The sequence below is a fragment of the Loigolactobacillus backii genome (assembly GCF_001663675.1).
Taxonomy (GTDB): domain Bacteria; phylum Bacillota; class Bacilli; order Lactobacillales; family Lactobacillaceae; genus Loigolactobacillus; species Loigolactobacillus backii.
The window spans coordinates 14,547-39,547 of sequence record NZ_CP014873.1; the positions used below are offsets into that span (position 1 = coordinate 14,547).

A 25,001-nucleotide genomic window follows, 5' to 3' on the forward strand; every position below is an offset into this window, starting at 1 on the left:
CGGTCCCCCGTTTCTTTTTGCTCATTTCATTTAGTTAAAACCGTTAATTATTTTTCCCCGATACGTTGGAAAATCATTTTATTTGATCTTACACTGATTAATCCGCGTAAGAAACCGCGAAAAATAGATTGATACCCTTCGGCTAAGTTTGAAAATTACCTTTACCAAATATTCTAGCATTTTAAAAAATCACCGTCAGAAAAAATCTGATAGTGATTTTAATGGATAAATTAGCCCTATTTAGCCTTTTTCCGTTTACTAAACAGACCAACGATACCGCGTTTTAAAACATCTAAGAATGTCAAAGAACGTACCATGTGGCTTGGATCAACGTATACCCGAATACATCGCAATAATTTTTTCGGGTTTTTAGCCGAAAAAGTATAGGTACCGTTTTTCTTAGTCCGAATGGCAAAACGTGGAATCCAATGTCCTTTGAACATGACAGAAGCCAAAACATAATCTAATTCATTCCACGGAACTTGAATAAAATCACGAACATTATGTTCATTAAAAAATTCAAATCCTTTATCACCAACCATAATTCTGCCGTATTTTGCTGTTCCTAAATAGGACGTAGCATCAACGACTAAATCGACTTTCGTATTAATTGATTCAACCATTTGCTCAACTCCATTTCTCTACAATACTCACAATAGATTAAGTATAGGCCAGATTTACAAACACTAGTATTTCTTAACGCTTATCCCAAAAACATTTAGACCCTACGCCGCAATTACAAGTTATCCGCCATATATTGCTAATAACACTACGGATTCAACTACAGCAAATTAAAACTAGATAATACATTATAACTGTACCACGATAACTTAATAATTGGTTCCAATGTCCGTAAATACTTTTAAAAAAGAGGCCGGGACAAAAGTCCCAGCCTCTTATTGTTCCGATCATTATTCTAGAACGTGTGCCAAAAGTCTGAGTTCACGTGCCTAACTACAGCTAATCTAACAACCATAGTACGGTTATTGGATTAGCTTACGTTACGCAGTAAACCCAAAACCGACTTTTGTTCCACTCCCTTTAACCAAATCACTATGCTTACATAACGTGTAATACGTGTAATACAACACCAACAACGAATAAGCCAAGAATAATGATGATTGGTGAAACTTTCTTCTTCAATAACCACATGCATAAGAATGTTAAGAGTAATCCAGCTAAACCTGGAATTAAAAGATCTAGGTTATCTTGCAATGTTGTTACTTTGAACTTATCTAAAGATAAACCAGCAGCTTGCTGTGTCAAAGCTTCTTTGATCCCAGCAGAGCCCTTTGGCAATTTAGCCCAGTCAATAAAGGCACCTTTAGACTGTTGAATCTTCGAAACAACAGGTGTGAACTTAACAACAACCCAACGGTTAATTAACGACCCTAAGATAAACATACCAAGAATGGTAGCACCTTTAGTGACATCTTGTAATAAACCACCAGATAAATCTTCAGAAATTGCAGAACCTGCTTTGTAACCAAATTCTTGTGTATACCACATGAAGCCCATCCGAATTAAATTCCAAAAAACGAAATAGATGATTGGTCCCATAATGTTACCGCCCATTGCTAGAGAAGCAGCAAGAGCACCTAAGATTGGCTTAACCGTGAACCAGAATACTGGATCGCCGACACCAGCCAAAGGACCCATCATACCTACTTTTACACCTTGGATAGCAACGTCATCAATTGGGGCACCATTAGCACGTTCTTCTTCAAGTGCCATTGTTACACCAATAATTGGTGAAGCTAAGTATGGATGTGTATTAAAGAATTCCAAATGACGCTTTAAAGCAGCGGAACGATCTTCTTTTGTCTTATATAACTTTTTAATAACTGGAATTAATGTATAGCACCAGCCACCATTTTGCATACGTTCATAGTTCCAAGAACCTTGAATGAAGGTTGAACGCCACCAAACATTGATACGATCTCTTTTGGTTAAAGTAATTTTATTATCTGCCATTTTCTGTACGCTCCCTTCACTAATAATTATCTATGACATCGCCGAGTGGGTCACCAGAACCGGATCCACCACCGTTATCGTTTCCTTTACCTGAGCCACCCATTTTAGAAAGTGTCAAGTAAATGAGTGCCATTGAAACACCAATAGCACCAAGACCAATCAAAGTTAAGTCTTTAACGGTTCCTAATACGAAGCCAATGGCGAAGAATGGCCATACTTCAGCAGTAGCCATCATGTTGATAACCATTGCGTACCCAACGGCAACAACCATACCACCACCAATGGATAAGCCTTCAGTTAACCAAGTAGGCATAGCGCTAAGTAAGCTTCTTACAGGGCCAGCACCAACTGCTAAGATTAAAGCAGCAGGAATAGCGATTCGGATACCTTGCATACAGATAGCGATAATATGCCAAGTTTCAATGCCTCTAAAACTACCTTTTTCAGCATAACGATCCATGATATGAACAATAGCAGTTGCAACAGTCCGAGCAAGAATTGTTAATAATAATCCTGCTACGGCAAGTGGTACGGCAATGGCAATGGCAGATGATACACCAGCTTTGCCTTGACCACCTAAAACTAAAATAATTGCGGATGCAACACCGGCTAAGGCAGCATCAGGTGCAACAGCGGCACCAACGTTAGCCCAGCCTAAAGCGATCATTTGTAACGTCCCACCTAAAATTAAGCAAGGAACTAAATCCCCGGTTACAAGGCCGATTAACGTACAAGAGATAACTGGTTGGTGAAAATGGAATTCATCCAAGACACCTTCCATACCAGCTAAAAATGCAACGAAAACAACCAGTATCATTTGAATAGCGTTTAAATTCATGGTAATTAATCCTCCGTTTCCTTCAAGTATTTACTAAAACTAAGCCTGTTGTTTCAATTGGTCTTCGGCTTTTTTGAGGATAGAATCCATGTTTTCCCCATTATCACCGGGAACCTTCCGGACATCAAATTTGACGCCGTCGGCTTTGAGTTTAGCAAAAGTATCAATATCGTTTTGGTCAAAAGCTAAAACTTTATTTGGTTGTACTTTACCAACTGAATGAGCCATTGAGCCAACGTTAAGTGTCTCGATTGGAACACCGCCTTCAATAACCCGTAAGGCATCTTGTGGTGTTTCAAAAAGAAGGAGCGCACGTTGACCACCAAAATGCTTATCGTCCTTGGCAATCTTGATCATTTGTGAAATTGGAATAACGTGAGCCTTAACACCAACTGGTGCGGCCTGTTGAATTAAGTTCTTCCGTAAATCATCCTTAGCAACAGAATCTGAAACAACGATGATCCGCGTTGGTTGAACTGATTTAGTCCAAGCCGTTGCAATTTGACCATGAAGTAAACGTGAATCAATCCGTGAAAGCACGTATTTCATTGATCCAGGCTTACCGGCACTAGCACCCGCATCAGCTGCCTTGGCTGCTGGAGCCTTAGGTGCTAATTCTTCTGGCCGGATCTTAACTCCGTCTTTACCTGAAGCTAAAATGTGTGCCGCAATTTTGTGTGCTGAATCCATTGACATTCGTGAACCATACGCCTCAAGCAACATTGGCAAGTTTAGACCAGTTACGATCGCCCACTTGTCCTTATGCTCCTCAAACAAATTGTTTGTTTGATTGAACGGCGTACCGCCCCAAAGATCGACTAAGAACAACACTTCATCTTGATTATCGAAAGATGAAACTGCATCTTCCAATTTTGCCTTAATGTCATCAGGGCCTTCGCTTGGCATCAACGTAACAGCTTTAACGTTTTCTTGTTCCCCGAAAATCATTGTTCCGGATTGCAAGATACCTTCGGCGAATTTACCATGACTAGCAATGATAATTCCTACCATCTTTTTACCTCCCATTACAATAAAATATTATGAATAAGTGCAGAGTAGCTATCCAACTACCCAACCAACAGGAAAACCTGTCAATTTATTGTTTAAAATGAAGATCGGACACTGGGTCTGAGCCTTCAATTAGAAACCATTTTTTGTGAGCAGATCGCCTAAATTTTGCTTACGATCTGCCGGAACTTTTTGGGCAAAAACGTCTAAATCCGCTTCGTTATGTAAATAACGTAGTGCATCAGCCTGTTCTTGACCAACGGCAACTGAATTGGTAATCAACTTCATTCCGTCCAAGAAAACTAAACTACCAATGTTAATTCCAACGTGACTAAGGTTAATGCCGCCCTTGACTAAACGCACCATGTCCTCAACAGTTTCCGTTAACAACAAAACTTTAAAATCGTCGAACAAGGGATCCTGATAAATCCGAATCATCTTATCAATCGTAATGACACTTGTTCGAACACTTGGCGGTGCTGCTTGTACTAGCAGGGTCTTACGTAACTTATCCTTTGCCACGTTATCTGAAACAATCAAAATGCGATTAGGTGACACACTTCTTGTCCATACAGTAGCAACTTGGCCGTGAAGCAAGCGACTATCGACACGTGCTAAACAAATGTCCATTGTCACGATAACTCGATCCTTTCAGCATTAGTTACTCCTGAAATATGGTTAAATCTAAGTGCTTAACCCCCGCCCTAGCAGTCTCTTCAAGGTGTGTGACAACTGCAGCAAGCGGCTTGTCCCGAACAGTATACGCTTCCAATAACATCGGTAAATTCACACCGGTGACCAAAGCGTAACGATCCAAATCTTCAGCAACAATCCGACTTGCAGTGTTGAACGGTGACCCGCCAAACAAATCAACCAAGAAAAGAATTTGATCATCGGCTCCGAATGACTCAATCGTCGTCTGGAATTTATCCATTAAGTCGTCTGGGCCCTCATCAGGCATAAATGTTATGGCCTTGACCAAATCTTGCTCACCAAAAATCATTTGGGACGATTGCAAAATTCCTTCAGAAAATTTGCCGTGGCTGGCAATGATAATTGCTAACACTGTTTCACCTCCTGGAGAACGTCTCAAATGGGCCATCAAAGCTCCTTTGAAACTATCTGCGCCTAACCTAAATTAAATTAAAGCTGGTTTAAATCAGTCGTACACCTATCTATAAAGCAAATACCGTGCCAACTTTTGTGTATTAGTTATAAATCGCTGTTTAGCGGCCATTTGCGGCCACAAAAAAAATGTATCAATACACTATTTTTTAGTGTATTGATACATTAACAAAAATTTAGGAAGCGTATTTTTCAGTTTGTGTATCGAATAATTGCTCAATATAGTAAGTTTCGGCATCATTTAACGAAAGCTGTAACTTACTCTGTAATAATTGATTAGCTGTTTGAATACTGTGATAGTAGGGCGACTTTGTGACTGTTGCCAATTCATGATCGTCAACTGAAATCGGATCCCGCAGTAACGCACGTTCAATTGCGCCAGCAACATGTAAAATTAAACCAATTCTAAATGTATTGGTAAACGAAACGGCCAATTCACCGCTCACCGTATCCGTATAGGACCAAAGAACATCGATTAATTTATGCGGATTAATGTACATGAAGTAGTCGCGCATGTACTCCTCACACAATTCCTTAGTTAAACTAGGACTAGATTTTTGGATATCTTTTGTGTCTAATCCATCAATAACCTGATCAAAGAAGTCTTCCCCGTCACCTTGCAATAATTTTTCTAGGGAAATATACGGAACATTCAAATTTGGTTTAACAATTCCCGTAGTAGCGATAATCTGGTATTTTTGGCTGAGGTTAAAGATCGTTTGGTTCATATTAACCACTGAAATTGGAATCACAGTAATATCATCGTCTAACCGCTGGGCTAATTTTTTATCGAGCATTTGCTTGATCTTAACGGCAGTTCCTTCCCCAGTTGAGCAAATCGCAATAATTCCTTTGGGCAAATTTGCGAGTGGTTCCTTGCTATGTTGCGTAAACATTTCCGCATTGGGCAACGTCTCGGCGTTAACTTTGGAATAGCCCCCAAATTCCTTTAATTCCTGATAAATGGCCGCCAAATCATTATCGATCATCTCGGTTTTGCGAACGGCCTCTAAAATCATCGCCGTTGTCACCATATCAACCGTTTTGACCTCAATTCCAGTTTCATTAAATAGCTGTTGGGAAAAGGTCGACAACGAGCCCATATCCACTAACAGTAAAACACCGTTACCTTGATCAACCTGACGAACCTTTTTAACGATGCCGCCGTAAGCGACCTTAGGGCTCATCTCAACTGGCATATCGTAGGCGGCAATATTGTCCGGTGACAATAATTTGGCCACAACTTCCACCATTGAACTGGCCGTACTACTACCATGAGCCGCAACCACGACACCAACTTTACCGGCAACTTGATCAGATTTTAAAGAGGCAAGTAAAATCGTGATGTAATAGACTTCTGACTGGGGAATCGGCACTTGGTAATGATCTTCTAAATCTTTTTTGATCAAACCAGCCGCATCCAATTCTTGCGGGTAATCCGCCACCATTTCTTTTAGATCATCACTAATACTGCGAATCACTTTTCCCGACTGAACACGCTTAACAAAGGATGAGATGTGTAAACTAACCGCGTACACAAAATTTTGCTTAAAGGTGTAGCCTAACATGTCCTGCACCTTTAATTGAACTTGCTTCGTAAAATTAATAATATCATTATCAACGATATCGGCCAGTTTATCATCTTCAGGTGCATCTAAATCGCTTTTTTTATAAAATGATTTCAAATGAATATTGATATCCGTCGTAATAAAATTATTGATGTGCTCCTGATCAAGCCCCTCTGACTTTAAAATGGCCGCCTTACTACCAATAATTTCGTAAAGATTATAGGGTAACTCATAGGCGTCTTCCTTGACCAAGGCAGTTGCTTCCTCAGGTGCTACGGTCATGTAGGGCTCAAGCAATTTGGTGACCTCGCCTAATTCATCCCGATCTGACGCAAGAGCCGCGATCCCCATCTTAATGTTGTCCGGTAAATCTTCCGAAGTAATCACAATTTCATCCTGTGACTGCATATTTTTCAAAAAGCCCTTGGCACAGACCAACTGAATGTTCGACTTTAATTGGCCAACGTTTCCGTAAGTAACACTGCCCAGCAAAGCCTTAACCACATCTTCGGATAACCGAATCTGTTTATGAATCCGGTTAGCCTCTAATGAAAATAACGCGCGTGATAAGGACAATCGTTCATTGGCCGGCCGCGTATTAAACGTCGGTAGCTGAATGAGAATCGGAATTCGGCGGACAAAAGTTGCTAACAGACTACTCTCGGGATTTTCAGTCGTCGCACACACTAAGCGAACGTCGGCGTGATGTGTTTTTGCAGTTTCGCCCAGTCGGCTATACGTTCCGTGATCCATAAAATAAAAGATCATCTCTTGGCCTTCTGGTGGCAATCGGTGAACTTCATCGAGAAAAAGCATGCCGCCATTTGCTTCCTGAATAAGACCATCCTTATCTTCGTTGGCGCCGGTAAACGAACCCTTGGTGTACCCGAACAGATGTGACATCAACAACTCTGGATTATGAGCGTAATCAGCACAATTAAAGGTAATCAATGGTTGATTCTTATCAATAATGTGGTGAATTTGCGAAAATTGATACATCCCATTGGCAAAAAAAGTTTTACCAGAACCAGTTGGGCCAACAATTAATGTATTTAACCCCTTAGGTGGATAAAGCATGGCCGCCTTGGCCTGTTCCACTTGGTTCTTTAGACTCCCATTTGCCCCAATCATTTTATCGAAGAAATCAGTTTTACTAACTGAGAAAGTATTGGTCACTTGCGTGGGTTGTGCTGGCATTGCAGTTACCGGATCGGCCGTTTTGCGTATGATTGCATCAGGTTGAACCAAAAATTTGGCTGGTAAATAACGCACTGGCCGGCCAGCTAGTTTTTGTAATTTCCCAGAACGAACCAAATCATTTAGTGCCTTCGAAACATTCGGTCGTACAATTTCCAAGGCCGCGGCAACTGATTTAGTTGTCGGCCCTGCACCTTGTTCAATTGCAGTGGCCGTTAGTTGCTTAGTATCATCTAAAACGTAATCATAAATTCGCTCAACACGCCTCATCTGCTTGCTCCCTTCAAAATCCCCGTACAATCCAACTACTAGTGTATCAAATGAAAGATCCTAACCCCATTATAATAACTACTATAAACCGCTGTCAATTTACATTAGTGTATCATTGATCGATTTACTTTAATACGTTTACGCTAAATTAATTAAAAAAGCATTAGCACAGATCTTGCGGCCAATTATTTAAATGGACAAAAAAAGACTGAGGTCTAAACCTCAATCTTTTAATCAAATCTATCATTGATGCGGCTGACTGGACTTGAACCAGCACGGGAAATATATCCCACCAGATCCTTAATCTGACGCGTCTGCCATTCCGCCACAACCGCAATTGCCAACTTTTATAGTTTAGCAAATTATTTTTACTGGTGCAACTTTTTTTTAAAGACTTCTCAGAAACTACTTAGTCACCATTAATCCACTGGCGTCTACATCCAGCGTTAACCATTTACCTGCCAGCGCTAACTGCTTAACGGCTTTTTGGGCAGTGGTCAAGCTCTCCGGTGCAACCATTGTCAACACCGTTGGCCCAGCGCCACTTAAGTAAGTTCCGTAAATTCCTTCATTCTGCAATACTTTGCGAATCTTACCCAGCTGAGGAACTAACTGCTGGCGATAAGTTTCGTGGAATTGGTCGCGGCCCATCATTTGGGTTGCCAATTGTAAATTACCCCGCAAAACGGCCGCCACTAAAACATTAGCCGCCGAGCTGGTCGCAACAGCATTTCTTAGTGGTAACTGTTTGGGTAATACTGCGCGACTTTTTGCAGTCAATAACTCAGTCTCCGGCACAAAGACCAACGCCTTTGCCGCCGGAAATGGTGCACTGATTGCATTTGCTTGAACACCATCAAATGTCGCAACGACAAAGTTACCGTAAATTGCTGGCGCTACATTATCTGGATGACCTTCTAGGCGAACCGCAATTTGTAACTTCTCTTCATTGCTCAGGCCTAGCCCACCAAGCTGGTTAGCCAATTCAATTCCCGCAACAATCGCCGAAGAACTACTGCCTAAGCCGCGAGCCAAAGGAATATTTGTCGTTTCCACCAAATGATGTGGTGGTAAATCAGGTACTAAGGCCAAAGCCGTTTTGATGATAAGATTACGTTTGTCGGAAGGAATGTCGGCACTAAAGGGCTGCGTCATTAACCAATCCTGCCGTGCTTCTTTTATTTCTAAAGTCAGATATAAATTTAAGGCAATCCCAATTGAATCAAAACCTGGTCCAAGGTTGGCGCTTGTCGCCGGTACACGAATAACTGTCACTTTCATTCCTCCTCAATTCTATAAGGTCTATTTTACGTTACCGCAAAATCCCATTTTCGGATGATGTCCATTCTCCTAGCACGAAAATCGTGCACTCGAAACATGGCCTCCTCAATTCTTTAAGGTCTTTTTACGTTACCGCAAAATCTTATTTTCGGATGATAGCCATTCTCCTAGCACGAAAACCGTGCCCGGGAAACATGGCCCGCCTCAATTCTTTAGAGCTATAGTTAATCCAAAACGCGGTAACTAGAGATTAATTCAATGTTTTCTAATACGGCCACTTTTTCCTGAACTTTCTCTAATTGGGCCAAACTAATTTCGTGGGTAATCATAACCACCCGGGCGAAATCACCATCGCTGGACGTTTGAAAAATCTGGCGGAAACTGGCCTTTGATTCAGCCATAATTCGCGTTAAGGCCAACATTTGTCCCGGAATGTCCCGAACCTTTAATGCAAGGTAGTACGCAGATTTAACTGCACTATTAGGTGCAATGGCCACCTGGTGTCGGTAGCTGTTAAAAGTATTACCGGTAATGCCAATCCCAATATCCTTGGTTACCGCAATAATGTCACTGACAACACTATTGGCCGTTGGTAACTCACCTGCACCGGGTCCGTAAAACATTGTGTTACCAACCGCTGCACTTTTAACAACTACAGCATTATTTTCATTTTGCACGGCCGCCAATGGATTGCTGTTTGCAATTAATGTTGGTCCCACCGAAACACTGGCCTTTCCATCAATTTCCTTGGCGTCACCAATTAATTTGATCGTGTAGCCTAAACTTTGTGCCTGCTGAATGTCTTCTAAACGAACCTTGTCAATTCCTTCAACAGTCACATTCTCCAATTTAAGGCTCATTCCAAAAGCAAACTGAGTTAAGATAATCATTTTATAAGCAGCGTCAATTCCCATCACGTCATTTGTTGGATCACTTTCGGCAAAGCCTAAGTCCTGGGCTGATTTCAAGGCCGCTGCGTAACTAACTTTCTTCTGGTTCATTTGCGTCAAAATATAGTTAGTTGTTCCGTTAACGATCCCACTAACTTCTAAAATCTGGTCAGCAGCAAAACTATTAACAATCGTTCGTAAAATTGGAATCCCACCAGCAACACTAGCCTCATACATCAAATCACGTTGTTTCTTTGCCGCAATATCAACCAATTCGCCGCCTTTTTGGGCAATTAGATCCTTATTGGCAGTAACAACGTGTTTCCCCGCTTGTAATAGACGTTTTATGTAGTCTTCCGCCAGTTGAATGGTTCCCATCACTTCAACTACAATTTGAACGGCTGGATCCTGGATCATATCCTCAATGTTGGCCGTCATCGGTACACCATCCAGCTTAGTATCACGGTGCTTTTCTGGGTGCCGAACGATGACTCGCTTGATGGTTAACCGGCGGCCAGTAATTGATGAAATCTTCGCCTGATTATCCTGTAACAAACGAACAACCCCGCTGCCAACCGTCCCTAAACCTAGCAAACCAATCCCAATTTCACGCATAAGATTCCCCTCTTTCTGTAATTAACTGTAAATGACCGTGACAATGGCCACAAACATACTTTTTCAAATTAATTCGTCGCTGTCGTTGGTAACGATGACCGCACTTGCGACAGACGTACTGGTATTTATTTTTGCCAACTTGCTGCGGTAAAGCCGGTGCGTAGCGACTCCCACCAACCTGAAGTAATAATTTTTTAAAGGCCGCATCTCGGTGTTGATAGCCGCTACCAGTTAAATGTAAATGGTAATGACACAGTTCATGCTTGATAATACCAATTAAAACTTGCTTGCCATAATGCTGATACATTTTGGGATTAATGTCAATATGGTGATCACGTAAATCATACCGGCCCCCAGTTGTCCGTAAACGCGAATTAAAAACAGCAACGTGCTTAAAAGGCCGCCTAAATGAGGTTAACGAAACCTCCTGCACCAATTTAGTTAAGTCAGTGTTATCCATGCTTTTCCTCTGGCGGCAACATGGTTAGCTGCACCCGTTCACGCTCTTTATCAACCGCTAAGACCCAAACGTGCACAATATCACCAACCGAGACCACATCGCTAGGTCGCTTGACAAAATGATTGGCTAATTGCGAAATATGCACCAAACCATCATGCTTAACACCGATGTCGACAAAAGCGCCAAAATCAATCACATTCCGCACGGTACCTTCTAAGGCCATCCCTGCTTTTAAATCGGCGATCGTCAACACGTCCGTCCGTAATAATGGTTGCGCAAAATCATCTCGCAAATCACGACCTGGTTTGATCAACCCAGCAATAATATCTTGTAACGTAACGGCGCCAACCTCAAATTCATTAGCTAACTCAGTCACGTTTGCCTGCTGCAAAGTATTCTTTGCCTTTTGGCGACCAACATCAGCCAAAGTTAAATCAAAATGGGCCAAAATTTGCTTAGCCAATGAATAACTTTCCGGATGAATATCAGTATTGTCCAAAATTGTTTTCCCGCCAATAATGCGAAGAAACCCAACTGACTGTTCAAACGCTTTTGGTCCTAAACGGGGCACTTTTTTGAGCGCCTTCCGATCGGAAAAATTACCAACCTCATTACGCATATTAACAATATTGTGGGCCGTTGTTTTCGTCAAACCAGAAATATGTGCTAACAACTCAGGGCTGGCCGTATTAACGTTAACCCCAACACTATTTACCACATTTTCCACAACAACATCTAGCTGCTCGCCCAAATGCTTTTGGGAAACGTCATGTTGATACTGGCCAACCCCAACCGCCTTTGGGTCAATCTTAATCAACTCGGCCAGTGGGTCCTGCAATCGTCGGGCAATACTGACTGCGCTTCGTTCTTCAACGTTAAACTCAGGAAACTCGTCCCGGGCCACTTGACTGGCCGAATAAACACTGGCACCGGCCTCGTTAACAATGACATAATAAACTTTCCGGTCAATTGTTTTTAGCACTTCAGCGACAAACTGTTCTGATTCTCGGCTAGCCGTTCCGTTACCAATTGCAATCATTTCAACCTGATTTTTCTCAATTAAATTTTTAAACGCCGGTGCTGCAGCCTTGCGCTTTTCGGCGTTAGCTGGTTTGTGCGGGTAAATGACTAATTTATCTAGAAATTTTCCGGTCGGATCAACCACGGCTAATTTGCAGCCCGTGCGGTAAGCTGGATCAAAGCCCAAAACAACCCGGCCCTTTAATGGTGCTTGTAATAACAAATGCTTCAAATTATCACCGAAAACGGCAATTGCTTGGTCGCCAGCGCTTTCGGTTAATTGGTTCCGGATTTCCCGCTCAATTGCGGGACCAATAAACCGTTTATAAGCATCCTCGATTGCCGTTTGAACATACTGCGCTGCAGCATTAGTCGTGCCCCGCAAGACTTGTTGCGCCATGTGCCAAATGATCGGTCGGTCGGAGACTTCAAGATGAGCCTTGAGAATACCAGCTTTTTCGCCCCGATTGATTGCTAAAACACGGTAAGACACCATCTTTGCTAGAGGTTCGTTAAAATCATAATAAATTGCGTAGACTTGCTTTTCATCTTCCGCCTTAGTTTTAACTTGCGAAATAAAATGCGCATTTTTTTCCGTATATTGCCGAATCCAACGACGGAAATCTGCGTTATCACTAAATTGCTCTGCCAAAATTTCGTGAGCTCCGGCGAAAGCGGCCGGCACGTCAGGAACATTTTTTTCCGAATCAACGTATTCCTCAGCCTTTTGTTGTAGTACAGTCGCCGAACTATTTGGTAGTTGCAATAAATAAGTTGCAAAAGGCGCTAAACCACTTTCTTTAGCAATCGTAGCTTTGGTTCGGCGCTTTTGCTTGTACGGTAAATAAAGATCTTCCACTTCCTGAAGCGTTTGTGCCGCAGCAATTTGTTGACGTAATTTATCAGTCAGCTTATCCTGTTCGGCAATAATATTGGAAACTTCAGCCTGGCGTTTACTCAAGTTACCCTGATAATGGTAGGCAGACTCAATCTCCCGAATCTGAACTTCATCTAAATTACCAGTAGCTTCTTTTCGGTAACGAGCCACAAAGGGAACCGTATTGCTACTGGTCAATAGTTCTAACGTTGCCTTAATTTGTTTTGCTTGATATTGGGGCAGTAATTTAATTGTCCGCTGTAAAACTGCGTTATCCATTTACTAATTCTCCTACACTTAATTTTCACGACTTAAACAATAGATCATTTATTTGTCAGTGGTTTCTTCTAGCCTTTATTATACGGTACTTTTCACCTAAATTACTAGAGAGTGTTTGAAAAAGCGGTTAGATTCCGAGGATTACTAACGATGTCGATCGGACTAGGATAAACCGAAGTCCGAATCGCAGCCTAGATTGACGAATTATCTGTGAAACAGATGATTTGGCGATCGTAGCTACTATTTCGCAATTGAGGATTATTAACCAAGTACGATAATAATCTTGATGCTCCATACGTTGTCCATTCAACTACTACTTCGCAATTACGGTTAGTTATTTGCAAGAAGCGCAAATAACTCATGATGCTACAAATGTTGTCTATTCTTGTGGCAAAGTACGTGCCGCAAGAACTAGCACGGCGAAAACCGCCAAGTTAAAACATGACAACCGCAGGAATCTGCTTTTTCAAACACGTTTAAACTGAGAGTGCCTGAAAAGCGGTTAGATTATGGAGTATAGCCTACTACTCCGCAATGGAGGAAGAATATTAGCAAAGAGCACTAATATTCCTTGATGCTACGAACGTTGACCATTCTTGTGGCGAAAAACTAAGGGCACAGTTATACAGTCCATAACTGTGTTTCCTCAACCCAATTCGTCTCGATCACCGCAAGAAACATGGCAGCTAGGCGAAAAGAGCCGCGCAGCCATACGCAATAATCTACTTTTTCAAACACGGTTATACTAATTTAGCCCAGTACCTACTAGTAAAAATATTTTCCAACCGCCACATCAAAAAAACAGCGTTCAGTAACTCCCCACCAGATTTTAGTCTGGTACAATGAGTCACTTCACGCTGCCGTTTTTCATTAACTATTTAACCAATTGTTTCATCAAAGAAATCGTACAATTTCTCCCGGGTCATCGTCTGCTTTTGTTTAGCATCATAATCCGCTTCAATGCGGCCGTCATCGATAACCACTAAACGATTACCGTACTTGAGCGCATCCTCTAGATGATGGGTAATCATTAAACAAGTAAGGTGATTCTGATTAATTCGTTCCATGGTATATTGCATTAATTGTTCACTCGTTTTTGGATCAAGTGCCGCCGTGTGCTCATCCAACAGTAAAATATCAGGGCTGGTCAAAGTCGCCATTAACAAGCTTAGCGCCTGTCGTTGCCCACCAGATAAATTACCCGTTGGTGTGTCCAAATGGTTTTCTAAACCATTTCCCATTTCAGCGCACATTTCACGAAAACGATCACGATTTTGGCGTAACTTGCGTAATCGTAATCCTCTTCTTTGACCACGTTGCGTTGCTAACAATAAATTCTCAGCGACCGTCATTCGCGGGGCCGTTCCCATTTTTGGATCCTGGAAAACACGGGCTAAAAAGCTGGCTCGCTGCTCTTCATTTTGTTGCGCAATATTTTGGCCACGTAGTAAAACTTGGCCACTGGTTGGGTGGAGGTTACCGGCAATCGTATTGAATAACGTTGTTTTACCAGCACCATTTGTTCCTAAAATTGTAATGAAGTCGCCAGCGTTAATGGTTAAGTTTAGTTTTTTTAGAATTGGTCGCAATTCGTTACCATTATTAACTGAGACTACAACATCCTTTAAACTTAATAATTCTTCTTTAGTCGTCATGTGTTGTCAGCCCCTTTCGAATCATTTGCCGCGTATGAAATTTAGTCTGAAATGCTGGTAGCATCAAAGCAAAGGCCAAGACAACCGCCGAAATTAATTTCAGATCATTGGTGTTGAAGCCTAATTGCAAGACGATCAGGATAACGAAGCGGTAAAGAATACTGCCAAGAACTACGGCAACTAAGCGTTGATTCATGGTTAATTCGCCAAAAACAACTTCGCCGATAATAATTGAGGCAAGACCAATAACGATGACCCCAATCCCCATTGAAACATCGGCGTAACCGTTACTTTGAGCCATCAAGCCACCGGATAGACCGATAAAACCATTAGAGACCATTAGGCCCATAATTTTCATACCGTCCGTTTTAATTCCTAATGAACGGGCCATGAATTCATTATCACCAGTTGCAATAAAGGACTGGCCTAATTCAGTTTGTAAGAACCAAACTAAGAAGACAATCGTTACGATCACTAAACACAGACCAATAAAAATACTGTCAAAATATTGTGGTAATGCCTTTAAGAATGGAAAGCTGAATAATGTTTTTTGATTTAACAAAGACACATTTGCTTTACCCATTACCCGTAAATTAATCGAATATAACGCCGTCATTACAAGGATTCCGGCTAACAAAATCGGAATTTTACCTTTGGTGTACAGTAACCCAGTGACAAGCCCCGCTAGCAGCCCCGCACCAAAAGCCAAGAGTGTCGCCAAAATCGGTGAAACACCGTGAGTAATTGCCGTCACACAAACTGCCGCTCCAAACGGGAAAGTTCCTTCAACAGTCATATCTGGAAAATCTAAGATTCTAAAAGTTAGGAATAATCCAACGCCCATAATGCCCCATAATAGGCCTTGCCCAATTGCAGATACTATTAAACTCATCGAATGATCTCTCCTTTTTTAGAAGCTTCGTTCACTAAGTGTGTCGGAATATTGATCCCCAATAACTTGGCTTCTTTCATATTTAGCACTAAATCGCCCTTAGCAATAATTTTGATTGGCGTTGTTGCTGGTTTTGCTTTGCCTTGCAACACATCGGCCGCCATATTTCCTGTGGCAACTCCTAATTGATACTGATTGATTCCGTAAGTGGCCAAACCACCATCATGAACCATTGTTCCAGCTGGTGGAAATACGGGTACATGCGCATTGTTAGCATCTTTTACCAAAGTTTGCATCGCAGTTGCAATGGTATTATCCGTTGGCACGTATACGGCCTTAACCTGTTGCAACATCGTTTGTGCAACTTGATCCACATCACTGGAATTAGAAACAGTGAATTCTTTAAGCTTAAATCCGTACTTAGGCGCTACTTGTCGTACTACTTTAACTTCAGCGGCCGCCGAAGGATCACCAGAAGTGTACATCACACCTAGCTCCTTAACGTTAGGCATGATCTCACGAACCAAACGAATTTGATCATTCGTTGGTGTCAAGTTCGAAACCCCAGTAATGTTACCACCTGGGTGCTTGTAGTTACTGACTAACCCGGCGCTCTTTGGATTGGAGATTGCACCAAGAATCAATGGTGTCGTTTTATTTGCGTTGGCAATTGATTGAGCCGCTGGTGTTGCAATCCCAATATTAAGATCGGTATCTTCATTGTCAAACCGATCCGCCATTGATTTAAGGTTACTTTGATCACCCTGGGCATTTTCAAAATCAATCTTGGCCGTCTTACCGTTGACGTAGCCCCGCTTCTTTAACTGATCAATCGTGCCTTTTGTGATTTGATCCAACGCCGGATGCGACATTGTTTGTAAAATACCGATGGTTGGTTTCTTAACTTCTTGTGGTGCTGCCGTTTTAACGCCACCTTCTTGAAAGAAAGCAACTCCCAAAAAAGCAACCAGAATAGCAATCAAGCCGATCATTCGTTTCATTTTTGTCCGCCCCCAATTTGTTTTACAACCTGTTGCAGCTCTAACATAATAATTCCTCCCCTTACGAAATAACCTAAGTGTGTTTGGAAAATGCATTTCAAACAAAAAAGCAATTGCCCAGTCTGGTGGGTAATTGCTTTAAGCAAACAAAAACCCGCATAGTATACGATCTATGCGGGCACTTTTAAAAGGTTCTACAATATCTGTTGTTGGTAATAGATTTTCATCTATTACTGATGACAGATTTTTTATTTATGGCTAGAATAAAAAAGCGGACATTTCCTGTCCGTTCATCCAAGTCAACCACCACGAAGATTTTTCAGAAAGAAGGAAATGCCCTATGTGTCATGATACTACAAAATTATTATTAGGAATAGCTGACGAGAACCTAAAAATTACTGACGGTGAAACTGGAGAAGACGGGGTTATTCGCTTAACTGGCCACTTGGATTACACGCCGAAGGCTTGTCCCAAGTGCGGGATTATCAATGATCAAAAGATTATTAACTACGGCTGGCGCAATACCACTATCAGATTCTCGAAGGTTCTGAGCAACACCGTCATCTTAGCCTTAAAGCGCCGCTATTTCCACTGTAAAGAATGTCACGGCAACTTTCTTGCACAAACATTGGCAGTTCCGAAACACTGTACAATTTCAAACACCAGCCGCAAAGAATGCCTAGAGAAGCTCGGTGAACCGGTCTCTTTGAAGCACATTGCCAATGAAGTATCGGCATCAGATTCATTTGTGGGCCGCCAGTTAATGCGCGCTGAACGAGACTTTCAAACCAATTGGCACTATTTACCAGAGATCATCTTAATGGATGAGGTGAAGAGTACCAAGAGCGCTACTGGTGCCATGAGCTTTGAGTTCATGAATGGCGAAACCCATGAATTAATCGACTTACTCCCTTATCGAACCATCAATAAACTAGAGAAGTATTTTTACCGCTTCGATCAAGCTGCCCGAGAAAACGTCAAAATTATTGTGACTGATATGAATTATACCTACCCCAAGCTTGTGCAGACCGTGTTCCCCAATGCCATGGTGGTCATGGACAAGTTTCATATTATCAACGCCCTAAATCGGGCGTTTAACAAAACCAGAATCAAGGTGATGAAGAAGTTTACCCCGTCTTCTCGCGAATTTCACGCCCTTAAGCGCTACTGGAAGCTGTTGTTAGTACCAACTGAACAGCTTAACTTTGAACAATTCAAAAAGTGGACTAATTTTCCTTACTGGATGGCTGCCACCGATGTTGTCCATCAGCTGTTATCGTTGGATTCAGAACTAGAACAAACTTATCAAGTCTTAAACAGCGTCCGGTCAGCTGTCCAACATCAAGATTGGCATAACTACAATGCGGCATTTTGGAATAACAAAACGTATTCTGAAGAAATGAAGAACACGATTAAAACACTTGAAAGCCATCATGATGAGATTCGTAACACCTTTACCACACACTATTCAAATGGTCCTTTGGAAGGTTCTAATAATAAAATCAAGGCGATCAAACGAGCCAGTTTTGGCTATCGCAGCTTCTGGAGGTTTAGAACTCGAGTACTATACGTTTTCAAAATCAAAACAAAAAGAGCCCTAATCACGAAGTGATTAGAACTCGAAATATGGATTCACCAACAACAGTTGACGAAGAGCCTTTTAAAAGAGCACAGCCAACATAGATACAATCTGCATCTGACAGATTGCACCTACGTCAATCCGTCTAATGTTGGCTTTGCCAGAACTGGCGATTCAACTTTTGACGATTACTTGTTTTCATAACTGTGACCTCGTTATTTCTAATTTGAATAGTTAAAGTATAAAAATAAAATGAGAGTTTGTCAACCTAAATTTTAATCCTGATTTAAGAAAGTACGGATGACAAGCGACTTACTTGCTTGTTCATTGCCTCTGACGCCTGATCCTGCTGCTTTTCTGCCGCTGTAAATGCCGATACGTCAACGGTATGTTTTTCAGCATCAACCGCATCTGCCATTGCCCCACATCCAGCAACATAATCCGTGTAAGCTGCTAGGAGTGAATGCTGTAAGCCCATCGCCTTTGCCGGTGGTCGCACGTCTTTTAGTGTTTCTAAACTTTTCTGGTAATCCGCAACTCCGGCATTAAAGTTCTTTTTTATACTCAGCCATTGGTCATTGGCAATTTCACTCACAGTATCGGTGGCAATTGCTTGTTTAATCAACTCGTAATCGCCATTTAACTGACTAGTTAAATTTTGGGTTGTCTGAATCATTGAATCAACAACGTGAGCGTAATGGGTTTTTAATTGTTGTGCTTTTGACATAATTTGCCTCCTAGCGGTTACAACACAAATGAGTTTTGGCGTAACTACTGTTTATACCTTCAATGTATTGCTGATAATCACGAAGATATTTTTTTATTATTTGGATTTTAATTCCAACTCATTTTACCACAAACCTATTTTTTAGCTTAGGCTTGTTTAAAAAATACCTTTATTTAGTGTAAACGTGGTTGAAAAAGCAGCTTCCTGCGGTTAGCTACAACAGCCCAATCATCCGTTGCACAGATAATTCGTCCGTTTAGGCTAATCCTCAGAATCTGACCGCTTTTTCAAACACTCTTTAGGCTTTATGAAAACGACGCTGGAAGAACTTCACAATTTCAACAATCACAATGATTGATAACGAAGCCCCCAACACAATGCCCCACTGGAACCAGTCCAAATGCGTCACGTGGAATAATTTGTTGAAACCAGGCATTACGATCGTAGCTGCTAAAAGTACTGCTGAGGCTAAGATGGCCCAATTAAATGAACGGTTGGCAAAAATTCCCCGGTGGAAAATCGTTCCGTGAATCGACTTAACGTTAAAGGCGTGGAACAATTGAATCATCCCTAAAGTTGCAAATGCCATCGTTAAGGCATCGGCGTGGGCCAAGTTTGCCGCTGCGTGAACTGGGTAGTTTATCGCTAACCAATAAACGAGTAAGGTAATGCCACCCTCGAGTAAGCCTTGGTAAAAGATCGACGACGTCACTCCGCCAGACAAGAAGTTTGAATCACGTCCCCGAGGTTTATGTTTCATGATATCACGTTCCATTGGTTCAAGTCCCAGCGCAATCGCTGGAAAAGTATCCGTGACTAAATTGATCCATAAAATCTGAACGGGCGCCAAAATTTGCCAGCCTAGAATTGTCATCATAAATAAGGTCAACACTTCACCTAGATTTGCGGAAAGCAAGTATTGAACAGCTTTTTGAATATTGGCAAATACTTTTCGGCCTTCTTCAACGGCAACGACAATTGTAGAAAAATTATCATCGGCTAACACCATATCAGAAGCATTCTTCGAAACTTCCGTACCGGTAATTCCCATCCCAACACCGATATCTGCGGTTTTCAGTGCTGGCGCATCGTTAACCCCGTCACCAGTCATGGCAACGACTTTGCCGCGTTTTTGCCAAGCCTTTACAATTCGAACCTTGTGTTCCGGCGCAACCCGCGCGTAAACGACATAATCAGGTACTTTTTTAGCAAACTCGGCGTCACTTAAGGCATCTAACTCACTACCGGTAATTACTGCATCGTGTTCATCCGGTTGGAGAATACCAAGGCGCAATGCAATTGCTTCGGCCGTGTCCCGGTGATCCCCAGTGATCATTAGTGAACGAATTCCAGCACCCTTAGCTTCAGCGACAGCATTGGCCACTTCCGGTCGTTCTGGATCAATCATCCCAATCAAACCAGCGAAAGTTAAATCCTGCTCCACGGTTTCAGTCGTTATTTCAGCTGGCAAGGTTGGCACAATCTTATACGCCATCCCCAAAACTCGGAGGGCCTGCTTCGCCAATTTAGTATTGGTAGCCAAAATTGTTTCTCGTTCTTTAGCGTCCATTTCTGGCATTTTATCATTTAATTGATAATGCGTTGTTCGGGGTAATAGTTGATCAGGTGCCCCTTTAGTCGCAATTAAATAACGGTTATCGTCCAATTGATGGATCGTTGTCATTAGCTTCCGTTCAGAATCAAATGGCACCTCGCCGGCTCGTGGCAATTGTTTAATCAAATCGGCCACGTCTAATTGATGATCCAGGCCAAATTGAACCAAGGCTGTTTCAGTTGGATCTCCAAGTAACTCGCCATCAGCATTAATTTTAGTATCGTTTGCTAACGTCATAATCCGAACAACCTTATCATCAAGGGTTACTTGACTGGTTTTAGCGTCCGTTAACTCATTATTTTCGAAAATACGTTCTACGGTCATCTTATTTTGCGTTAAGGTACCCGTTTTATCTGAGGCAATAATGTCAGTACTCCCCAACGTTTCAACGGCTGGTAACTTACGAACAATTGCGTGGCGCTTAGCCATTCGCTTCGTTCCCAACGCTAACGTAATCGTTACGATGGCCGGCAACCCTTCTGGAATTGCTGCAACGGCCAAGGAGATCGCGGTGAGCAACATGTTTAACACAGATTCTTGGCGATTAAGTAGACCTAGGACAAAAATTAAAACGGACAAACCTAAAATAATCCAAGTTAAAACCTTGCCTAAGTGATTTAGATTTTCCTGAAGTGGCGTCTTGGTTTCATCGGCCTGATTTAGCATTCCGGCAATTCGGCCAACCTCAGTTTGCATCCCGGTTGCGACAACAAGGCCAACACCACGGCCGTTTGTTACGTTACTGTTCATGAAGGCCATGTTAATTTGATCACCTAAACTGACCTTTTCGTCAGTTCCGGCGTTTAATGCCTTAACTGATTTTTCCACTGGTACTGACTCACCAGTTAAAGCGGACTCCTCAAGTCGTAACTGCTGCGCTTCAATCAAACGCAGATCGGCCGGAATAACATCCCCCGCCTCCAGCAAAACAATGTCCCCAGTCACAATGTCCTCACTGTTAATGGTAACCACATTCCCACCGCGTAAAACGTTGGCCTTAGGTGCAGACATCTCTTTAAGTGAATCAATCGCTGCTTCGGCCTGCATCTCTTGGAAAACGCCAAAAACGGCGTTTAAAATAACAACCAGCATGATGATCACGGCATCTGCAATTTCACCAGAAAAACCGGCTACTAATGCGGCCACCAGTAAAACAATAATCATAAAATCTTTGAATTGGTCAATAAAACGTTGTAAAACATTTTTACGCTTATTTGCGACTAAGGAATTCGGCCCGTTTTGCGTTAACCGTTGCTGTGCCTCCTGCTTACTTAAACCCGCATCGGTTGTCGAAAACTTTGTCAGTAATTCTTTACTACTTTGTTGGTAATAAGGTTGTTTTTGTTGCTGAGCCATAAATTATTCCTCCTTCAACGCTATAATTACTATTTGGTACAATAAGATCCCACTGCCTAACGTAACATACAAAAAAAGTGCGATTTATGTATGTCACAGTAAACAGACACACATAAGTCTCACTTTTTAAGACAACACCAGAAAAATAATTTTTCTTGCTGATGACGTTATCGCAACAAAGATACAGCTGCAAGTTACTCCCCTATGATTTAAATTTAGTATAACTGATTAATTATCCTAAACGCAAGTCATTTGTTATTATTTCCAAAAATCAACAAAAATCGTGATTGGTAAGTGGCGCTTATGTGCCGTCTTCAAATACCAGCCTTCAATGACATCGGCCGCCTTTTGACTGACTTCCTTACCTTCTAGGTAGGCGTCAATATCTTCATAGCGAACCCCTAAGGCCGCCTCATCTGGTAACGCAGGACGATTCTCTTCCAGATCAGCCGTCGGTACCTTTTCGTATAAGTGAACCGGCGCACCTAATTCCCGTAGCAATTGCTTACCCTGTTCCTTATCTAACCGGTATAAAGGCACTAGATCAGCACCGCCATCACCGAATTTGGTGTAAAAACCTGTAATCGATTCAGCTGAATGATCAGTTCCAACCACGACACCTTTTCGTGCGCCAGCAATACCATACTGGGCAATCATTCGCTGCCGTGCTTTGATGTTACCCTTGTTGAAATCGCTAATACTTAATTGATTGGCCTCAAGTGCCGTGACGGTTGCATCGACAGCTGGCTTAATGTTAACTCGCGAAATGGTATCGGCCTGAATAAACTCAATTGCCGCCATGGCGTCGGATTCATCAGCCTGATCACCATAAGGTAAGCGAACAGCAATAAAATGGTAAGTGTCATCGCCGGTTTCTGTTCGCATTTCGTTAATCGCCATCTGACTTAACCGCCCGGCCAAAGTTGAATCCTGACCACCAGAAATTCCTAAAACTAATGATTTTACAAACGGATATTTCCGTAAATAAGCCTTCAAAAAATCAACACTCTTACGAATTTCGAGCTTCGGATCAATTTCTGGTTGAGTTTTCATTGCCGCAATAATTTCTTGTTGTAACTTTCGCATTAAGGTCACTCCTTAATTAATCGTATCTTGCTCTTTACCCACATTTTTACTAACCTCTTGGATAATTTTCATCTTATGATCATACAACTTTTGTGATAGATCAACTGGATAATCTTGTGGGTTCAAATCACGCTTGTATTCATCCCATAACGAATCAAGATTAGCGGCGGCATAACGGCGAATTTCTGATAAATTAGGCAACTTATAAACTAATTTGCCGTTCTCAAAAATGTCGTGCAGAATTGGACGGGCGTTAAAATCAGTAATCGTTTTATTAATGTAAGTGTAGTGCGGATGAAACATGTAAATAGAATCTTGTTCCAGAGGCTTTTCATCCCAAAAAGCAATATAATCCCCTTCTGATTTATCATCCGCTCTTTTAGTAATCCGCCAAACTTGCTTTTTACCAGGCGTCGACACTTTTTCGGCGTTACTCGATAGTTTAATCGTGTCGCGCATCATGCCTTTTTTATCTTCGATCGACACTAACTTATAGACGGCACCCAGTGCTGGCTGATCATACGCTGTAATTAATTTGGTTCCAATGCCCCAAACATCAATTCTTGCGTGCTGCATCTTCAAGTTTTGAATTGTTTTTTCGTCTAAGTCGTTAGAAGCATAAATCTTGGCTTCGGTGTAGCCAGCTTCATCCAGTTGCTGACGCACACGTTTTGAGATGTAGGCCATATCACCAGAATCAATTCGGACGCCCTGAAAATTAATTTGATCGCCCATTTCATTGGCCACCCGAATAGCATTCGGTACCCCACTTTTTAAGGTGTCATACGTATCCACTAGAAAAACACAATCCCGGTGCGTTTCAGCATATGCCTTAAAGCCTTCATAATCACTGCGATAGGCCTGAACTAACGAGTGGGCGTGAGTTCCACTGACTGGAATTCCAAAAATCTTGGCCGCCCGAACGTTACTCGTCGCATCAAAACCACCGATATAGGCGGCTCGTGTCCCCCAAACGGCGGCATCCATTTCTTGCGCACGGCGGGTACCAAACTCCATGACCATATCACTGCCGACAATTGATTTAATCCGCGCCGCCTTGGTTGCAATCAAGGTTTGATAATTAACCATGTTTAAAATCGCCGTTTCGACCAACTGACAATCAGCAAGATTTCCTTCGACTTGGAGAATTGGCTCATTATTAAAAACAAGATCGCCCTCAATTGCGGACCGAATTGTGCCAGTAAATTTAAAGTCGCGTAAATAGTCTAAAAATTCCTCAGGATAACCCTCGGCCTCACGTAAATACGCAATATCTGAATCCGAAAACTTAATCTGTTGAATATAACGAACAACATGTTCTAGGCCAGCAAAAATTGCGTAACCGTTGCCAAACGGCATATCACGAAAATAACATTCAAAAACGGCCTGACGATTATGAATATTCTTTTCCCAGTAAGTCAATATCATATTAATTTGATAAAGGTCAGTATGCAACGTATAACTATCGTCTGGGTATAATTTTGTCATAATTAATCTCCATAAAATTTAATAAATTCATTTTAGCATTTTTACTAGAACCGTGCGAACTTAACTGAAGAGTGTTTGAAAAAGCGGTTAGATTATGGAGTATAGCCTAGCTAGGCGAAAAGAGACGCGCAGCGGATCGTTCGACTAGCGTAGCTATACGCAATAATCTGCTTTTTCAAACACGTTTAAACTGGGAGTGC

19 protein-coding genes and 1 tRNA gene are annotated in these 25,001 nt (G+C 41.9%); 1 reads left to right on the forward strand and 19 read right to left on the reverse strand.

Features of this window, described 5'->3' with window-relative positions; genetic code table 11:
• Positions 1-236: 236 nt before the first annotated feature.
• From AYR53_RS00060 to trpX, 15 genes are all read right to left on the reverse strand, one after another.
• Complete coding sequence (locus AYR53_RS00060) at positions 237-623, reverse strand: DUF956 family protein (protein ID WP_068222885.1); 387 nt, start codon at positions 621-623, stop codon at positions 237-239.
• A gap of 436 nt (positions 624-1,059) precedes the next feature.
• Positions 1,060-1,974, reverse strand: coding sequence for a PTS system mannose/fructose/sorbose family transporter subunit IID (locus AYR53_RS00065; protein ID WP_068222873.1), 915 nt, complete (start codon positions 1,972-1,974; stop codon positions 1,060-1,062).
• Positions 1,975-1,993: 19 nt separating this feature from the next.
• Complete coding sequence (locus tag AYR53_RS00070) at positions 1,994-2,812, reverse strand: PTS mannose/fructose/sorbose transporter subunit IIC (protein WP_068280071.1); 819 nt, start codon at positions 2,810-2,812, stop codon at positions 1,994-1,996.
• 39 nt (positions 2,813-2,851) lie between these two features.
• Entirely contained in the window at positions 2,852-3,823 is a 972-nt protein-coding gene (locus AYR53_RS00075) for a mannose/fructose/sorbose PTS transporter subunit IIA (protein WP_068222867.1), read from the reverse strand.
• Between the two features lie 129 nt (positions 3,824-3,952).
• Positions 3,953-4,456 carry a PTS sugar transporter subunit IIB gene (locus tag AYR53_RS00080; RefSeq protein WP_068222864.1) on the reverse strand — a complete coding sequence of 168 codons (504 nt, stop codon included), beginning with the start codon at positions 4,454-4,456 and terminating at the stop codon, positions 3,953-3,955.
• A gap of 25 nt (positions 4,457-4,481) precedes the next feature.
• Entirely contained in the window at positions 4,482-4,886 is a 405-nt protein-coding gene (locus AYR53_RS00085; protein WP_068222861.1) for a PTS sugar transporter subunit IIA, read from the reverse strand.
• 235 nt (positions 4,887-5,121) lie between these two features.
• Positions 5,122-7,980 carry a sigma-54-dependent transcriptional regulator gene (locus tag AYR53_RS00090; protein WP_068280069.1) on the reverse strand — a complete coding sequence of 953 codons (2,859 nt, stop codon included), beginning with the start codon at positions 7,978-7,980 and terminating at the stop codon, positions 5,122-5,124.
• Positions 7,981-8,230: 250 nt separating this feature from the next.
• Positions 8,231-8,315, reverse strand: a tRNA-Leu gene (locus tag AYR53_RS00095).
• 70 nt (positions 8,316-8,385) lie between these two features.
• On the reverse strand, positions 8,386-9,255 hold the full coding sequence (thrB, locus tag AYR53_RS00100) for a homoserine kinase (protein WP_082920412.1): 870 nt from the start codon (positions 9,253-9,255) through the stop codon (positions 8,386-8,388).
• Between the two features lie 230 nt (positions 9,256-9,485).
• On the reverse strand, positions 9,486-10,766 hold the full coding sequence (locus AYR53_RS00105) for a homoserine dehydrogenase (RefSeq protein WP_068280063.1): 1,281 nt from the start codon (positions 10,764-10,766) through the stop codon (positions 9,486-9,488).
• Entirely contained in the window at positions 10,759-11,226 is a 468-nt protein-coding gene (locus tag AYR53_RS00110) for a SprT family protein (protein ID WP_068280061.1), read from the reverse strand. The genes AYR53_RS00105 and AYR53_RS00110 overlap by 8 nt, the downstream gene beginning before the upstream one ends.
• Positions 11,219-13,402 carry a Tex family protein gene (locus AYR53_RS00115; protein ID WP_068280057.1) on the reverse strand — a complete coding sequence of 728 codons (2,184 nt, stop codon included), beginning with the start codon at positions 13,400-13,402 and terminating at the stop codon, positions 11,219-11,221. Before AYR53_RS00115 ends, AYR53_RS00110 begins: the two co-directional genes overlap by 8 nt.
• Positions 13,403-14,280: 878 nt before the next feature.
• Entirely contained in the window at positions 14,281-15,057 is a 777-nt protein-coding gene (locus tag AYR53_RS00120; RefSeq protein WP_068222839.1) for an ABC transporter ATP-binding protein, read from the reverse strand.
• On the reverse strand, positions 15,047-15,949 hold the full coding sequence (locus tag AYR53_RS00125; RefSeq protein ID WP_068222836.1) for an ABC transporter permease: 903 nt from the start codon (positions 15,947-15,949) through the stop codon (positions 15,047-15,049). The genes AYR53_RS00120 and AYR53_RS00125 overlap by 11 nt, the downstream gene beginning before the upstream one ends.
• Positions 15,946-16,950 (reverse strand): tryptophan ABC transporter substrate-binding protein, encoded by a 1,005-nt coding sequence (gene trpX / locus AYR53_RS00130; protein ID WP_068280055.1) that lies wholly within the window; start codon positions 16,948-16,950, stop codon positions 15,946-15,948. Before trpX ends, AYR53_RS00125 begins: the two co-directional genes overlap by 4 nt.
• Before the next feature lie 340 nt (positions 16,951-17,290).
• Here trpX and AYR53_RS00135 point away from each other — a divergent pair, with 340 nt between their 5' ends.
• Positions 17,291-18,562: an ISL3 family transposase gene (locus tag AYR53_RS00135; protein WP_068279055.1), complete on the forward strand. Its 1,272-nt coding sequence runs from the start codon at positions 17,291-17,293 to the stop codon at positions 18,560-18,562.
• A gap of 253 nt (positions 18,563-18,815) precedes the next feature.
• On the opposite strand, the gene AYR53_RS00140 is transcribed toward AYR53_RS00135, so the two are convergent.
• The 4 genes from AYR53_RS00140 to AYR53_RS00155 all read right to left on the reverse strand — a co-directional run bounded on the left by AYR53_RS00140 (position 18,816) and on the right by AYR53_RS00155 (position 24,801).
• Positions 18,816-19,256 carry a hypothetical protein gene (locus AYR53_RS00140; protein ID WP_068280053.1) on the reverse strand — a complete coding sequence of 147 codons (441 nt, stop codon included), beginning with the start codon at positions 19,254-19,256 and terminating at the stop codon, positions 18,816-18,818.
• A gap of 298 nt (positions 19,257-19,554) precedes the next feature.
• Entirely contained in the window at positions 19,555-22,227 is a 2,673-nt protein-coding gene (locus tag AYR53_RS00145; RefSeq protein WP_068280050.1) for a cation-translocating P-type ATPase, read from the reverse strand.
• A gap of 258 nt (positions 22,228-22,485) precedes the next feature.
• A complete protein-coding gene (gene nadE, locus AYR53_RS00150; RefSeq protein ID WP_068280047.1) occupies positions 22,486-23,313 on the reverse strand; it encodes an ammonia-dependent NAD(+) synthetase in 828 nt (275 codons plus the stop codon).
• 12 nt (positions 23,314-23,325) lie between these two features.
• Complete coding sequence (locus AYR53_RS00155) at positions 23,326-24,801, reverse strand: nicotinate phosphoribosyltransferase (protein WP_068280044.1); 1,476 nt, start codon at positions 24,799-24,801, stop codon at positions 23,326-23,328.
• Positions 24,802-25,001: the final 200 nt, after the last annotated feature.

Bases quoted from the DNA above. Each gene is read 5' to 3' on its own strand.
- AYR53_RS00070 (WP_068280071.1), bottom strand. From the start codon at position 2,812: ATGAATTTAAACGCTATTCAAATGATACTGGTTGTTTTCGTTGCATTT.
- AYR53_RS00155 (WP_068280044.1), bottom strand. From the start codon at position 24,801: ATGACAAAATTATACCCAGACGATAGTTATACGTTGCATACTGACCTT.
- AYR53_RS00145 (WP_068280050.1), bottom strand. From the start codon at position 22,227: ATGGCTCAGCAACAAAAACAACCTTATTACCAACAAAGTAGTAAAGAA.
- nadE (WP_068280047.1), bottom strand. From the start codon at position 23,313: ATGCGAAAGTTACAACAAGAAATTATTGCGGCAATGAAAACTCAACCA.
- AYR53_RS00105 (WP_068280063.1), bottom strand. From the start codon at position 10,766: ATGCGTGAAATTGGGATTGGTTTGCTAGGTTTAGGGACGGTTGGCAGC.
- AYR53_RS00060 (WP_068222885.1), bottom strand. From the start codon at position 623: ATGGTTGAATCAATTAATACGAAAGTCGATTTAGTCGTTGATGCTACG.
- AYR53_RS00115 (WP_068280057.1), bottom strand. From the start codon at position 13,402: ATGGATAACGCAGTTTTACAGCGGACAATTAAATTACTGCCCCAATAT.
- AYR53_RS00125 (WP_068222836.1), bottom strand. From the start codon at position 15,949: ATGAGTTTAATAGTATCTGCAATTGGGCAAGGCCTATTATGGGGCATT.
- AYR53_RS00135 (WP_068279055.1), top strand. From the start codon at position 17,291: ATGTGTCATGATACTACAAAATTATTATTAGGAATAGCTGACGAGAAC.
- AYR53_RS00110 (WP_068280061.1), bottom strand. From the start codon at position 11,226: ATGGATAACACTGACTTAACTAAATTGGTGCAGGAGGTTTCGTTAACC.
- AYR53_RS00120 (WP_068222839.1), bottom strand. From the start codon at position 15,057: ATGACGACTAAAGAAGAATTATTAAGTTTAAAGGATGTTGTAGTCTCA.
- AYR53_RS00140 (WP_068280053.1), bottom strand. From the start codon at position 19,256: ATGTCAAAAGCACAACAATTAAAAACCCATTACGCTCACGTTGTTGAT.
- trpX (WP_068280055.1), bottom strand. From the start codon at position 16,950: ATGAAACGAATGATCGGCTTGATTGCTATTCTGGTTGCTTTTTTGGGA.
- AYR53_RS00065 (WP_068222873.1), bottom strand. From the start codon at position 1,974: ATGGCAGATAATAAAATTACTTTAACCAAAAGAGATCGTATCAATGTT.
- AYR53_RS00075 (WP_068222867.1), bottom strand. From the start codon at position 3,823: ATGGTAGGAATTATCATTGCTAGTCATGGTAAATTCGCCGAAGGTATC.
- AYR53_RS00090 (WP_068280069.1), bottom strand. From the start codon at position 7,980: ATGAGGCGTGTTGAGCGAATTTATGATTACGTTTTAGATGATACTAAG.